The organism is Dechloromonas denitrificans, assembly GCF_020510685.1.
GTDB lineage: Bacteria > Pseudomonadota > Gammaproteobacteria > Burkholderiales > Rhodocyclaceae > Azonexus > Azonexus denitrificans_A.
On record NZ_CP075185.1, the window covers coordinates 905,322 to 920,151 of the forward strand.

Sequence of the window (14,830 nt, forward strand, 5' to 3'; positions counted from 1 at the left end):
ACGGATTAGTGCCAATGCGAACCAACCTGCCTGTTACCGATGTGGAAATCCAGCTTGATGACCGTATCCTGATCGTTTCGAAAACCGATCTGAAGGGACGGATCACCTACATCAACAAGGATTTCGTCGATATCAGCGGCTTCTCGGAAGGCGAACTGATCGGCCAGCCGCACAACATCGTCCGCCACCCGGACATGCCCGTCGAGGCTTTCGAAGACATGTGGCGGGATCTGCAGGACGGTCGCCCATGGACCGGGATGGTCAAGAATCGCTGCAAGAATGGCGATTATTACTGGGTGCTGGCGACTGCCACCCCAATCCGCGAAGATGGCCAGGCCGTCGGTTACATGTCGGTGCGCCGCAAGCCGGCGCGCCAGCAGATCGAAGCCGCCGAAAGTGCCTACCGCCTGTTCCGCGAGAAGAAGTCCGGCGCCCTGCAGATTCGCCATGGCGCGGTCGTCAAGGGCGGCGATGGCCTGCTGTCCGGCCTGTCGCTGAAGAGCAAATTGCTGGCCGGTTTCGGTACCTTGTTGTCGATGCTGGCGTTGATCGCCGGTCTGGGTATCTGGGGCATGGGGCAAACCAACGACGTGGTCGGCAACCTATACAAGCAGCGGATGCAACCGCTCGAGGCCTTGACGAGCATCGGCCAGCTGATGGCCGATAACCGTTCCCAGATCCTGTTGTCGCTGCAGCACGATCCGAGCGGCCCCTATGCTGCCATGCACGATCATTCGCTCGACTTCCATCTCAAGCAACTCGAGGCGAATATCGCCGAAGTCAGTGCGCAATGGGCGGCCTACAAGCAGGCCGGCGGTTCGGCCGATGACCTCGAGCTGGAGGCCGCCTATGCCGCGGCCCGCCAGCGTTATGTCACCGAAGGGCTGCGCCCGGCTATGGCGGCACTGGCCGAGAATCGCTTTGACGAAGCCAACCGGATTCTTCTGAGCACGATCAATCCGACCTACACCGCAGCGGCGAAACAGGCGAGTGAGCTGTTCAAGCGTCAGGTGGCACATGTCCGGCTGGACATGGACGAGAGCACGCAGCGCTTTGCCGACACTCGTCTTTCGGTCATCCTGATCGTCGTGCTCGGCTTGTCCGGTGGGTTGTTGATCGCCGTCGCGCTTACCCGGTCGATTACCCGGCCGATTGACGAGATCATCGAAACCTTCCAGTCGCTGGCGAATGGCGACTACACCCGCAACCTGACCGTGCTGCGCAACGACGAGATGGGCAAGGTGCTGCAGGGGCTTCAGTCGATGCAGATCCAGCAAGGATTCAATGTCGCGGAGAGCCAGCGCATCGCCAATGACAACCTGCGGATACAGATCGCGCTCGACTGCGTGGCGGCGAATTTGCGGATTGCCGATGACGACGGGAAAGTCATCTACGCCAACAAAGGTCTGCTATCGACCTTGCGCACTATCGAAGGCGGTCTGCGCGAGACCATTCCCGGCTTTTCCGCCGATCGCTTCGTGGGCAGCAACATTGGCGATTTCTTCGATAATCCGGCCGCGGCCCTGCAAAGCTTGCGCGAATTGAAAAGCCCGCGCAGCGTCGAAATGCAGATCGGTGGCCGTATCTACAACGTGCTGACCAATCCGATTACCAACGACCGGGGGCAGCGACTGGGTACCGTCGGCGAGTGGGTCGACCGGACTGCCGAACTGAACGCCCAGCGTTTGGTTGCCGAGCTGATTCACCGCGCCTCTGCCGGGGATCTCGAAGCCCGTCTCGATACCGAGGTGCTGGAGGGGTTCTATCGGGAACTCGGCCTGGGCATCAACAATCTGCTCGAAACCAGCGGTTCGGCGATCGGCGAGATCGGCGGCCTGCTCGAGCGGATGGCCCGGGGCGATTTGACCCAGGTCATCACGACCGACTACCAGGGAACCTTCGGCCGCTTGCGCGACGATGCCAATGCCACGGTCGGCAAGCTGCGCGAGCTGGTCGGCGAAATTCAGATGTCGGCCGACACCATCAATACGGCAGCCCGCGAAATCGCTTCCGGCAACCTGGATTTGTCGAGCCGTACCGAAGAGCAGGCGAGCAGCCTTGAGGAAACCGCTTCGAGCATGGAACAGCTCACCGCCACAGTCCGCCATAATGCCGACAATGCCCGCCAGGCCCACGAATTGGCCGATAGCGCCCAGTCGGTTGCCGAGCAGGGCGGCGTGGTGGTCAGCAAGGTGGTCGATACGATGAGCTCGATCAATCAGGCCAGCCACAAGATCGCCGACATCATCGGGGTGATCGACGGCATTGCCTTCCAGACCAACATCCTGGCCTTGAATGCCGCGGTCGAGGCGGCGCGGGCCGGGGAGCAGGGGCGCGGCTTCGCCGTCGTCGCCACCGAGGTCCGTAACCTGGCGCAGCGCAGCGCGGCGGCCGCCAAGGAAATCAAGGGACTGATTTCGGACTCGGTCGATCGGGTCGAAGCCGGCAATCGTCTGGTCGATCAGGCCGGGCGGACAATGGAGGAGGTGGTGACCAGCATCAAACGGGTTGCCCGGATCGTCACCGATATTTCCGAGGCCAGCCGCGAACAGAGCTCCGGCATCGAGCAGGTCAGTCTGGCGGTCAGCCAGATGGACGAGGTGACCCAGCAAAATGCCGCCCTTGTCGAACAGGCCGCTGCGGCGGCCGAAAGCCTGGAAGGCCAGGCGCGCCAGTTGTCGGTGGCGGTTGCGATATTCCAGGTCAACGCCGGTAGCGACCGTGTCCGGCGGCTCGCCGGGGCACCCGCTGAGGCTGACAGCCAGCCCGAAGCGGCCAGGGCGCGCCGCAAGCCGGCGGCCTTGCCGGCATCGCTCGACGACGAGTGGGCCGAGTTCTGAGTGGTGATAATTGAGCGGAGGGCGGGGCAATGAAGAAAAATTTGCCGGTAACGGACCAGGAAGTCGTGCTCAGCCCCGACACGCTTATCGTTTCCAAAACGGACCTCAAGGGGATCATTACCTACGTTAATCGGGATTTTCTCGAAATCAGCGGGTTTGCCGAGGCCGAACTGATAGGCGAGCCACACAATCTGGTGCGTCACCCGGACATGCCGGTCGAGGCGTTTCGCGATCTGTGGGATACCTTGAAGCAAAATCGGCCATGGATGGGGTACGTCAAGAATCGCTGCAAGAATGGCGATTACTACTGGGTTGAAGCCAATGTGACGCCGATCTGGGAAAACGCTTCGGTTACCGGCTACATGTCGGTCCGGCGCCGCGCGGATCCGGCGGTTGTCCGCCAAGTTGACGAGGTTTATCGCCAGTTCCGCGAGAAGCGCCAGGGCCGGCTGCAGATTGTCAGGGGGGCGGCGGTTTCCGGCGGCGAAGGGTGGGCCGGCAAGCTGCGCGACATGGCGCTTTCGACCAAGCTGAATCTGGTCGGCCTATGCATGACGGCGATGCTGTTTATCCTCGGCTTTGCCGGCGATCGTCTCGGGGCCGGGGCACCGCTCATTGCGGTGGGCGGCTCAGTCATTGGTTTCGTGTTGTTGCGCCTGGTGGCGGCCGGCGTGCTGCAACCGCTCAGGGCGGTCAGCGATACTTTCCAGAAAATCGCTGCCGGCCAGTACGCCAACAAGTTCGATTTCAACCGTAATGACGAACTCGGCCAGGTCTTGCAGTCCATGCAAGCCATGCAGATCAAGCTCGGCTGTGACGTGGCGGAAGCCAATCGGATCGGCGAGGAGAATCTACGCGTCAGGATCGGTCTGGATAACGTGGCAACCAACGTGATGATCGCCGACGATGCGCTGAACATCATTTACATGAACCGGGCGATACACGAGATGTTTGCCGCGGCGGAAAGCGATATCCGCAAGGACTTGCCGCAATTTTCCCGGGCTACGCTGATCGGCACCAATATCGATATTTTCCACAAGCATCCGGCGCATCAGCGCGGCCTGCTGGCCGGGCTAAGTGGCACGCATCGGGCGTTGATCGAACTGGGCGGCCGGACGTTCTCCCTGGCCGTGACGCCGGTGATCAATGAGCGTCGGCAACGCGTCGGGTTCGCCGTTGAATGGCTTGATCGTACGGCTGAAGTGGCGGTCGAGGAGGAGGTTGCCGACATTGTCAGCGGGGCGGCGCGCGGTGATTTTGCGCGGCGCGTTACGGTCGATGGTAAAAGCGGCTTCTTTTTGCGCCTGGCCAACGATCTCAATCAGCTGCTGACGATCAGCCAGCAAGGTCTCGATGACATCGCCCATGTGCTTGGCGCCATGGCCGACGGCGATCTGACCAAGACGATATCGGCCAATTACGAAGGGACTTTCGGGCGGCTGAAAGACGGTGCCAACCTGACGGTAAACCGTTTGCGCGAAATCGTCGATCACATCAAACAGTCGACGGATGCGATCAATACTGCGGCCAAGGAAATCGCCGCCGGCAACCAGGATCTTTCCAGCCGCACCGAAGAGCAGGCGAGCAGCCTGGAGGAAACGGCGTCGAGCATGGAGCAACTGACCAGCACCGTCAAACAGAACGCCGAGAACTCGCGGCAAGCCAATGAACTGGCCGGTAGCGCCCAGCAGGTCGCCGTCAAGGGCGGCGAAATCGTCGGGCAGGTTGTCCAGACGATGAGTGCCATTCACCAGTCGAGCAGAAAAATCGCCGAAATTATCGGCGTCATCGACGGCATTGCCTTCCAGACCAATATCCTGGCCCTCAACGCTGCAGTCGAAGCGGCCCGGGCAGGCGAGCAGGGGCGCGGCTTCGCCGTCGTGGCGACCGAGGTGCGCAACCTGGCCCAGCGTAGTGCGGCGGCGGCCAAGGAAATCAAGGGCTTGATCTCCGATTCCGTCGAAAAAGTCGAAACCGGCAATAAACTGGTCGACCAAGCGGGGCAGACCATGGAAGATGTGGTGGGCAGCGTCAGACGCGTCGCCACGATCATGGCCGACATTTCCGCGGCCAGCCGCGAACAGAGTTCAGGCATCGAGCAGGTCTGCCTCGCGGTGACTCAGATGGATGAAGTGACGCAGCAGAACGCGGCGCTGGTCGAACAGGCGGCGGCGGCAGCAGAGAGCCTTGAAGAGCAGGTGTACAGCCTGGCCGAGGCCGTATCGGTATTTCAGCTGACCGAGAGCGGGCCGGTCCGGGAAATGGCGAGCCGGGTGTCACCGGGACGACAACAACAATCCAGGGCGGAGCGGCTGGGCGCCAGGAAGGCGCCGGCGCTTCCGGCCTCTTTGGACGATGAATGGGAGGAGTTTTGACCATGATAGATCTCAAAAAGCCGGGGTTTCCTCCGTCCTCAACAACTAGTTCCTTGACGGGGGGCTTGCCGCCCCGCGAGCAGGGGGCGCGGGAATTCGTTTTTTCCGCCGCTGATTTCGAACGGGTTCGCAAGCTGATTTATCAGCACGCCGGCATCTCGTTGTCGCCGGTCAAGCAGGACATGGTGTATTCGCGGCTGGCCCGCCGTCTTCGGGCGACCGGCAAACAGACTTTTGTCGATTATCTCGATGCCCTGGAAAAGAACGGCGGCGATGAATGGGAGCGTTTCGTCAATTCATTGACCACCAACCTGACCTCGTTTTTCCGCGAACCGCATCACTTTCCGATTCTTGCCGAACACCTGCGGCAAATCGGTACGCGGCGCCCGATCCGTATCTGGTGTTCGGCGGCATCGACTGGCGAAGAGCCTTATTCGATCGCCATAACGGTGGCCGAAACCTTCGGTACCAATACCTCGCATGTCTCGATCGTCGCCTCCGATCTTGATACCAACGTGCTGGCAACTGCCCGGAAAGCTGTCTATCCGCTTGAGCGGGTCGAGAAACTTTCGCCGGAGCGTTTGCGCAAGTTTTTCATGCGCGGAACCGGTAGCCAGGAAGGCTATGTCTCCGTCCGGCCCGAGTTGAAGGACATGATCGAGTTTCAACGGGTCAATCTGCTGGATGCGCACTATTCGGTCAAAGGGCCGCTCGACATCATCTTCTGCCGCAATGTGATGATCTATTTCGACAAGCCGACCCAGTACAAGATACTTTCCCGATTTGCGCCCATGCTGCAGCCGGATGGTTTGATGTTGGCTGGGCATTCGGAGAGTTTCTTGCACGCGGCCGATCTGTTCAAGTCGTTGGGCAAGACGGTCTACGCCCTGGCCAAGCCCAGGTAGAAGGGGAGACGTGGCGCACGCCTACGACGAGCATCTGGCCAGCAATCGTTACCATGATCGGAACTTCGGGCTGGAGGCAGCGAAGATTTTGCCCGGGGAGTACTTCGTCTCCGAAAGCGGGATGCTGCTGGTAACGGTCCTTGGCTCATGTGTTGCCGCCTGCATTCGCGATACCGATGCCGGCGTTGGCGGGATGAATCATTTCATGTTGCCCGATGACGGCGGGCGGGAGACAGTCGGTTCTTCGGCACGCTATGGCACTTATGCCATGGAAGTGTTGATCAATCATCTGCTCAAAATGGGCGCCCGACGCAATCGCCTGGAGGCCAAGGTTTTCGGTGGTGGGGCGGTTCTGGCGAGTCTGTCGAGCAGCAATGTCGGCGTGCGCAATGCCGAGTTCGTGCTGAATTACCTGAAGACAGAAAAAATTCCTGTCGTGGCCAAGGATTTGCTTGATTCATATCCACGAAAAGTCTATTACTTTCCGCAAACTGGGCGTGTTCTGGTAAAGAAGTTGCACCGGGTGCACAATGAAACCTTGTTCAGTCGCGAACGCGACTACAAGGAGCGTCTGTCAAGCGCCAAGGTGGAAGGCGATATCGAATTGTTCATTTGATATGTTTTCCCCGATATAAATACCCAATTTATCCAATCTATGCCGAAAAAAACCCGAGTATTGATCGTTGATGATTCCGCAACAATGCGCAGCGTGCTGGCTGAGATGATCAATGCTACGCCGGATCTGGAGGTTGTCGGCATGGCTCCCGATGCTGTCGTTGCCCGTGAAATGATCAAGGCGCTCAATCCTGATGTGCTGACGCTCGATTTCAATATGCCGAAGATGGATGGCGTGGAGTTTCTCGATCGTCTGATGCGTCTGCGGCCGATGCCGGTGGTGATGGTTTCATCCTTCACCGAAGCCGGGTCGGAGACGACATTGAAAGCGCTTGAGCTGGGGGCGGTCGATTTCATCGGCAAACCGCGAGCCGACGGCAGTAAACGCATGGAAGACTACGCGGAGGAACTGACCGAGAAAATTCGCGGCGCCCGGGGGGCCCGGGTTCGCCGTTTGTCGACGCCGCATGCCGGGGCGTCGTCTCCGGCGCCGCTCCCGTCATCTGCTTCCCCGACGTCGCCGGCGCGCAGCATGCCGAGCGGCAAAATCCTTTTCGTCGGCGCGTCGACCGGCGGAACCGAGGCGATCAAGGATTTTCTCCTCGGGCTTCCCGCCGATTGTCCGCCTGTTCTGATCGTTCAGCATATGCCGGAGGCGTTTACCGCCTCCTTCGCTCGCCGTCTTGATGGCCTTTGCGCGCCCCGCGTATTGGAAGCCCAAGGAAATGAAAAGGTCGAATCGGGGAAAGTGTATATCGCACCCGGGCACTCCCATTTGAGGATCCGCCGCACGCCGTCGGGTTATGTTACCGAGTTGCTTGCGACGGAACCGGTGAACCGGCATCGGCCTTCGGTCGACGTGCTTTTCGATTCGGCTGCCAGCCTGGTCGGGCGGCAAGCCATCGGCGTCATTCTCACCGGAATGGGCAAGGATGGTGCACAAGGATTGCTGCGCATGCGTCAGTCCGGCGCTCGTACCTTCGGGCAGGACGAGGCGAGCTGCGTGGTATATGGGATGCCGCGCGAAGCTTTTCTGATCGGGGCTGTCGAGGAACAGTGCGGGCTTGACGACATTTCCAAGCGCGTTTTGCAGGCGGCGAGCCGCTAGTTTTTTGGGGCTTGTCGCTGATGGACAAAGTATTACACTAAGTATCGATTCAGATTTCACAAAAATAGGAAATCAAATGCACGCAAATGTTCTCACGGAAGCTGGAAAAACAGTGATCAAACTGACCGGCAGGTTCGACTTCAACACCCATCGCGAGTTTCGCGGCGCCTATGAACCACTGGTCGGCGATCCGACGATTCGCACCGTGGTTGTTGATCTGTCGGGGGTCGACTACCTCGATAGTTCGGCGCTCGGCATGCTGCTGATGTTGCGCGACAAGTTGGGGGGAGCCAACAAGGAGGTTGCACTGGCCGGAGTTCGTGGTAACGTAAAGCAAGTGCTAGATATTGCCAATTTTAGTAAATTATTCCCAATTTTGTAAGATAATGACTCCTGTGGTCGTTGCTGTGGAATGTGGGGAGCAGTGGTATGCGCCAGGGGGCCGTGATTTATCGGCCATGGAAAAGCGTGTATTCTAGATATCGCTTGGGTCGATAAGCAGACCACTAGGCCGATTGCAAGACGTGCGAGGGAATGACGATGTCAGAGTTGTTAAAAAATATTGATGCGCGAACGAAGCTTGCAGGCACCAACAAGCTTGAGATTTTGTTGTTCTTTCTTGGCGTGGACCACCGAACAGGCCGCCGGGAAACCTATGGCATCAATGTTTTCAAGGTGCGCGAGGTGATGCGGACTCCGCTTATTACCGCGGCTCCCGAGATGCCGGCTTCAGTCGAGGGAATGGTTAGTCTGCGTGGCGCGCTGGTCCCTGTCATCGACTTGGCCAAGTATTCGGGAATTTCGGCTGAAACGCCGCGCGAGATCATGATCGTGACCGAATATAACGGCCATACGCAAGGCTTTCTGGTCGAGGGGGTCGATACGATTCTGCGCCTTGACTGGAGCAAGATGCGTGTCCCGCCGGAAATGCTGACGGCCCAGACCGGTGGTTTGGTAACCGCCGTGACCGAGCTCGAAGATGGTCGGCTGGTGATGATGATGGATGTCGAAAAGGTGCTTTCCGAAACGACCGGTATCGACAACGAAATAATGTTCCGCGGCGTCGTGCCCCTGGATCGGCCGGATGCCACGGTTTTCTATTGCGACGACTCCAGTGTGGCGCGCAAACAGATCGAGCGAACCTTGTCGGTGATGGGGGTCAAGGGCATCAGTGCGGTGAATGGCCGCATGATGTGGGAAGAGCTTGAGCGTGTGGCGACCTATGCGCAGACTATTGATAAACCGGTTTCGTCGATTGTCAGCTTGGTGTTGACCGATATCGAGATGCCGGAAATGGATGGTTACATCCTGACCAGAAGAATCAAATCCGACCCGCGCTTCAACGGGGTTCCGGTGATCATGCATTCATCCCTGTCAGGCATGTCGAACCAGCAGCTCGGCCTGTCGGTCGGGGTCGATGAATACGTGCCCAAGTTCGAGCCGCAGCGGTTGTCGGAAACCCTGGCTCGCCGCCTGGGTGTCGAGAACGTGCCGGTCAAGGCAGCGTGAGTATTAGCGGGGGATGGTTATGAATCTCGTTGAAAACAAGAATCTGCTCGACAGCGTTGACGCGCGCACTCGCCTTGCAGGTTCCAACAAAATGGAAATCCTGCTTTTTACGCTGGGTACCCGAGAAATATTCGGCATCAATGTCTTCAAGGTGCGTGAAGTGGGGCGGACGCCGCACATCACGAAAACGCCGAATATGCCGCGTGGTGTCGAAGGCTTGATTTCCTTGCGCGGCAATGTGATTCCGGTTCTCTCGCTGGCCCCCTTCATGCAGCTCGACGGTGTTCCGGAGGGCTTGGGCAAGACGATGATGGTTGCCGAATATTCCAAACGGACACTCGGTTTCCTGGTGCACGAGGTTGATCGCATCATTCGCGTGGACTGGGAGCGGGTCAAGGCGCCGGAAAGCGTCTTGTCTACCAATCAGGGGCTGATTACTGCGGTGATCGAACTGGATGGCGGCGGGCTGGTTTCGATCCTTGATGTCGAGCAGGTTTTGGCCAATGCCTTTGGCGAGGCGATGATCGTTGACATCACGCCGGCCAGGGTAAGTCCTGATACCAATGTATTTTTTGTCGATGATTCGGTGGTTGCCCGCCGGAAGATTGCCGAAGTTCTCGATAAATTGGGCGTGCGTCATAAGCATGCTACCAATGGCATGGAGGCATGGACCCGCCTGCAAGGTATCGCGGCCCATTCGCTGCAGAGTGGCGGCAACATTCGCGACGAGATTCGGCTGATTCTGGTTGATGCGGAAATGCCCGAGATGGACGGCTATGTGCTGACCAAAAACATCAAATCAGACGCCCGTTTCGAGGGAGTGCCGGTCGTCATGCACTCGTCTCTGTCCTCCGAAGCCAATCGTGCGATGGGCAAATCGGTGGGCGTTGATGCCTATGTCGCAAAATTCGATGCCGAGGCGCTGGCTGATACATTGCGTCCCTTGATTGAACGATAACAAGCAAAAACTCCGGAGTACCGCATGGCAGCTGATCCAAAAATGAGATTCCTGGTGGTGGATGATTTTTCCACCATGCGTCGAATTGTTCGCAATCTTCTCAAGGAACTGGGCTTTACCAATGTCGATGAAGCCGAAGATGGCGCAATCGCATTGCAGAAGCTGCAGGGTGGTGGGTTCGAGTTTGTCGTTACCGACTGGAACATGCCGAACATGGATGGCTTGACCCTGCTGCAATCGATCAGGGCAACTCCCAATCTCAAGCATTTGCCGGTGTTGATGATTACCGCTGAGGCCAAGAAGGAAAACATTATTGCCGCGGCTCAAGCTGGTGCCAGCGGATATATTGTCAAGCCGTTCACGGCCGGGACCTTGTCAGAAAAGCTGAACAAGATTTTCGAGAAAATGGGCCAGGCCTAAGGGGGAGTCATGAGTACAACCAACGATTCCAACGACCTCGAGGCACTCTTCGATTCAATCGCCTCCGACTACGCCCCGGCGCCTGCCGCGGTCGTGGCGCCTGTTGCCGCGCCGGCTGCCAGCTCGGCACCGAGTGGTCCTGACAGCGATGACCTTCAGGCCTTGTTCGATAGCGTGGCCGCCGATGCACAAGCCGCCAACGCGGACGATGTTTCCAATGAGGAATGGCCAAAGCAGGAAGCCGTCTTCAATCGTATCGGTCACATGGCGCGTGCCTTGCACGATACCCTTGGCCAGCTTGGCTATGACAAGTTTCTCGAAAAGACTGTCTCGGCCCTGCCGGATGCCAAGGACCGCCTGGCCTATATTGCCAATCTGACGGAACAGGCTGCCTGTCGTGTTCTGAACGCCACCGATATCGCCGGTCCGCTGGTTAACGAGGTCGAAAATGACTCTCGCGCGCTCGGCGCGCGTTGGGACCAGGTTTTCGCCAATCAGATGGGGACTGATGAGTTCAAGAAGTTGGCGACGGAAACGCGAGCCTTCCTGAGCGAGCAGTTGCCGCAAAAAACCCAGGCGACCCATGCGCAGCTGACTGAAATCATGATGGCCCAGGATTTTCAGGATCTTACCGGGCAGGTAATCAAGAAAATCGTAGGTCTGGCGCAAGAGCTGGAATCCGGGTTGATGGGGGTGCTCATCGAAGTGCTTCCTGAGACGAAGCGGACTGTAGAAGTGACCAGTCTGATGAATGGCCCTGTTGTCAATGCGGCGGGCCGTACCGATGTTGTCGTTAACCAAGAGCAAGTCGATGATTTGCTGGATAGCCTCGGTTTCTGAGGGGGATCGAAAATGAGCGACTTTGCCGGAATGGAAGAACTTCTGCAGGATTTTTTGCAGGAGGCATACGACCTGCTGTCCGATGTGGACAACAAACTGGTTGATCTTGAAAAGACGCCTGATGATCGGGTGCTTCTCAACGACATCTTTCGCGGCTTTCACACAGTCAAGGGCGGCGCGGGGTTTCTCAACGCCGCTGAACTGGTAACGCTATGCCATCTCACGGAAAATCTGTTCGATCGCCTGCGCAACGGTGAATTGGAATTAAACCCGGAGCTGATGGACGTCATCATGGCGGCGACCAAAGGCGTCCGCGAAATGTTTGGCGAACTGGGGCAGATGGTTCTGCCGCAGCCGGCAGACCCGCATGTTATCGCGGCGTTGCAGGGTGTATTGAGCTCCGAGCCAGATAATTCGGCGTCAGCGGTTGTCGTAGAGCCCCCTGTTGCAACTTCGCCGGCGACATCTTCAGCGCCTGGTGAGCCGAATTGGGATGCGTTGCATGCATCGGTCAGCGGTGGCCCCGTCGCGGCGCAAGGCGAGTTGATTACCAAGGCAGAAACGGCAACCGCGGCGGCATCAAGTGCCGGAACGTCTGCCGTCATCACGTCGCCGGCCGAAGGCGGGGCTGCAACGCCATCTCCCTTTGGTCGCCGGGCGAACGACAAGCCGGGGGCGGCGCCCACATCGGCCCGTCGGGTAGAGGAGCGGGGTGTTCGCGAGAATACGATACGCGTTGATACCTCGCGTCTCGACCAGGTTCTGAATCTCTCGGGTGAAATTGGCCTGACCAAGAACCGGTTGACGAGTTTGCGGGCCGATATTCTTGCCGGCAAGAACGATTCGGAAACCTTGCACGCGCTCGATCAGGCGGTGAGCCAGCTTGATCTGCTGGTCTCCGATCTGCAGAACTCGGTTATGAAGACGCGGATGCAGCCGATCGGGCGGTTGTTCCAGAAATATCCGCGCATTGCGCGCGACTTGGCGCGCCAGTTGGGCAAGGATGTCGAGCTGGTTCTGGCCGGCGAAGAAACGGAAGTCGACAAGACCATGATCGAAGATCTGGCCGACCCGTTGATTCACCTGATTCGTAATGCCGTCGACCATGGTGTCGAGATGCCGGATGAGCGCCAGATGTCCGGCAAGCCGGTCAAGAGTCTGGTTCGCCTGGAGGCGCGTCAGGAAGGCGATCATATCGTTCTGATCATTGCCGATGATGGCAAGGGCATGAGTGCCGAGCGCATCCGGGCCAAGGCGGTCGAGAAGGGGCTGGTTTCCGAAGAGGAAGCCAACACCATGGATGAACGTCAGAGTCTGAATCTGATTTTCCTCCCCGGCTTCTCAACCAAGTCGCAAATCTCCGACGTTTCCGGTCGGGGGGTTGGCATGGACGTTGTGAAAACCAATATCCAGAAGCTCAACGGAGCCATCGAGATTCGCTCCGAGCTGGGCAAGGGGTCGGTATTTATCATCTCCTTGCCGCTGACCCTGGCGATCCTGCCGGTGTTGCTGGTTCTTCTGGGCAATCAGCCATTTGCCTTGCCGTTGTCGATGGTCCGGGAGATTCTGCCGATCGAGCAGAGCCGTATTCAGGAGGTGGGCGGCAAGGAAACCCTTGTCGTGCGCGGCGAAGTGTTGCCCGTTATTTCGCTGGCCAGGATGCTTGGTTGGCCGCTCTCGCAATATCCTGAGTATGGTGTCTTCATGCAGACGGCGGAGCGCAGCTTTATTCTCGGCGTCGATAGTTTTGCCGGGCGCGATGACGCGGTGATCAAGTCGCTTGAAGATTTCCGGCCGAAGGGTGTGGCCGGGGTGACGACCCTGTCGAACGGTCAGATTGTGCTGATTCTCGACATGAAGGAATTGCTGGCGGATCTCGGACAGCATCCGGATATGGCGGCTGGCCTGCGGAAGCTCGACTTCGTCTGATTTCCTTTTCCTGTCAACGAGTTGAGAGGGGGCTTGCCCCCTCTTTTCTTTTTTGAAGGTTTACCATGTTGTCATGTGCTTGCACGTGGCATCTGAGAAACAGGCTAAATAAACACACGTACCTCTTTAATTTTTTTGGTTTTTTCCTATAATAGCCTCATCAACTCCTGAAGACGGCTATGGCGGAAGAGAGCGATCTCGAGAAAACAGAGGAGCCTACTGGTAGGCGCATCGAGCAGGCCCGCGAAAAGGGTCAGGTTCCTCATTCCCGTGAACTCGGTACTTTCCTGGTTTTGATTGCCGCTGGCGCAGCGTTCTGGACGATGGGTGGCTGGTTCATGCAGCGCTCGATGGCCATCACCCACAAAGCGTTCTCGATCGAGCCCGCGTTCATGCACGAGCCGGCATTGATGTTGCCCCGTTTGGCTGAGATTTCGGGCGACGCCCTGCTGGTCTTCGCGCCCTTGCTGGCCGTCCTGGTCTTGGCAGCGATTCTTCCCCCATTTTTTCTCAATGCCTGGGTTTTTTCGATTACCGCGCTGGTCCCCGATCTGAATCGTCTGAACCCGCTCTCCGGGATCGGTCGAATGTTTTCCTGGGGTAGCCTGATGGAGCTCGGCAAGGCTGTTCTCAAGGCTGGCCTGATTGGTGGTGTCGCGGTCATCGTCATTTGGAAGCAACGCGACGAAATTTTCGGTCTGCTGACGGAGCCTCTGGAGTCGGGCCTGGTGCATGCCGGTCAAATGGTGACCTTTTCCTTCTTGATCCTGGTCGCCACGCTGGTCCTCGTGGTTGCTGCCGATGTGCCCTTCCAGCTCTGGCAATACTTCGACAAGCTGAAGATGAGCAAGGACGAGGTCAAGCAGGAAATGAAGGAAATGATGGGCGACCCGCATGTCAAGGGCCGTATCCGTAGCCTGCAGATGCAGGCTGCCCGCAAACGCATGATGGCAGCCGTGCCGCAAGCGAATGTGATCGTCACCAATCCAACGCACTTTGCGGTGGCGCTATCCTATCGGACCGGAATGGATGCCCCCAAGGTGGTGGCCAAGGGGGCCGGGGCAGTCGCCTTGAAAATTCGCGAAATTGCCGTCGAAAATGCGGTACCGATCATGGAGGCGCCGCCTCTGGCTCGAGCCCTCTACAAACACGCCAATCTCGATGCCGAAATACCCTCCGCCCTGTACAACGCAGTCGCGGAGGTTCTTGCATATATCTACCAGCTTGCCAACTGGCGCCAGGCTGGCGGGGTCTATCCGGTACCGCCGCGCGATCTGCCGGTGCCGCCTGAGCTTGTCCCGGAGGCGGCGTAAGTGGCAACCTCTTCCCTC

12 protein-coding genes are annotated in these 14,830 nt (G+C 58.3%); all 12 read left to right on the forward strand.

Features of this window, described 5'->3' with window-relative positions:
* Positions 1 to 14: 14 nt before the first annotated feature.
* Positions 15 to 2,840 (forward strand): methyl-accepting chemotaxis protein, encoded by a 2,826-nt coding sequence (locus tag KI611_RS22135; protein WP_319002327.1) that lies wholly within the window; start codon positions 15 to 17, stop codon positions 2,838 to 2,840.
* Positions 2,841 to 2,869: 29 nt separating this feature from the next.
* The gene (locus KI611_RS22140; RefSeq protein WP_319002328.1) at positions 2,870 to 5,215 is read left to right on the forward strand and encodes a methyl-accepting chemotaxis protein; all 2,346 of its coding nucleotides are present in this window, start codon (positions 2,870 to 2,872) and stop codon (positions 5,213 to 5,215) included.
* A gap of 2 nt (positions 5,216 to 5,217) precedes the next feature.
* Positions 5,218 to 6,120 (forward strand): CheR family methyltransferase, encoded by a 903-nt coding sequence (locus KI611_RS04485; RefSeq protein ID WP_226418630.1) that lies wholly within the window; start codon positions 5,218 to 5,220, stop codon positions 6,118 to 6,120.
* Between the two features lie 10 nt (positions 6,121 to 6,130).
* Positions 6,131 to 6,736, forward strand: coding sequence for a chemoreceptor glutamine deamidase CheD (cheD, locus tag KI611_RS04490; RefSeq protein WP_226418631.1), 606 nt, complete (start codon positions 6,131 to 6,133; stop codon positions 6,734 to 6,736).
* 39 nt (positions 6,737 to 6,775) lie between these two features.
* A complete protein-coding gene (locus tag KI611_RS04495) occupies positions 6,776 to 7,843 on the forward strand; it encodes a protein-glutamate methylesterase/protein-glutamine glutaminase (protein WP_226418632.1) in 1,068 nt (355 codons plus the stop codon).
* 76 nt (positions 7,844 to 7,919) lie between these two features.
* Entirely contained in the window at positions 7,920 to 8,225 is a 306-nt protein-coding gene (locus KI611_RS04500) for an STAS domain-containing protein (protein ID WP_226418633.1), read from the forward strand.
* A gap of 158 nt (positions 8,226 to 8,383) precedes the next feature.
* On the forward strand, positions 8,384 to 9,352 hold the full coding sequence (locus KI611_RS04505) for a chemotaxis protein (protein ID WP_226419872.1): 969 nt from the start codon (positions 8,384 to 8,386) through the stop codon (positions 9,350 to 9,352).
* Between the two features lie 19 nt (positions 9,353 to 9,371).
* A complete protein-coding gene (locus KI611_RS04510; protein WP_226418634.1) occupies positions 9,372 to 10,310 on the forward strand; it encodes a chemotaxis protein in 939 nt (312 codons plus the stop codon).
* Positions 10,311 to 10,334: 24 nt separating this feature from the next.
* On the forward strand, positions 10,335 to 10,730 hold the full coding sequence (gene cheY, locus KI611_RS04515) for a chemotaxis response regulator CheY (protein WP_226418635.1): 396 nt from the start codon (positions 10,335 to 10,337) through the stop codon (positions 10,728 to 10,730).
* A 9-nt stretch (positions 10,731 to 10,739) separates the two neighbouring features.
* On the forward strand, positions 10,740 to 11,570 hold the full coding sequence (gene cheZ / locus KI611_RS04520) for a protein phosphatase CheZ (RefSeq protein WP_226418636.1): 831 nt from the start codon (positions 10,740 to 10,742) through the stop codon (positions 11,568 to 11,570).
* Between the two features lie 12 nt (positions 11,571 to 11,582).
* Complete coding sequence (locus KI611_RS04525) at positions 11,583 to 13,499, forward strand: chemotaxis protein CheA (RefSeq protein ID WP_226418637.1); 1,917 nt, start codon at positions 11,583 to 11,585, stop codon at positions 13,497 to 13,499.
* Positions 13,500 to 13,678: 179 nt separating this feature from the next.
* Positions 13,679 to 14,812: a flagellar biosynthesis protein FlhB gene (flhB, locus tag KI611_RS04530; protein ID WP_226418638.1), complete on the forward strand. Its 1,134-nt coding sequence runs from the start codon at positions 13,679 to 13,681 to the stop codon at positions 14,810 to 14,812.
* Positions 14,813 to 14,830 lie beyond the last annotated feature (18 nt).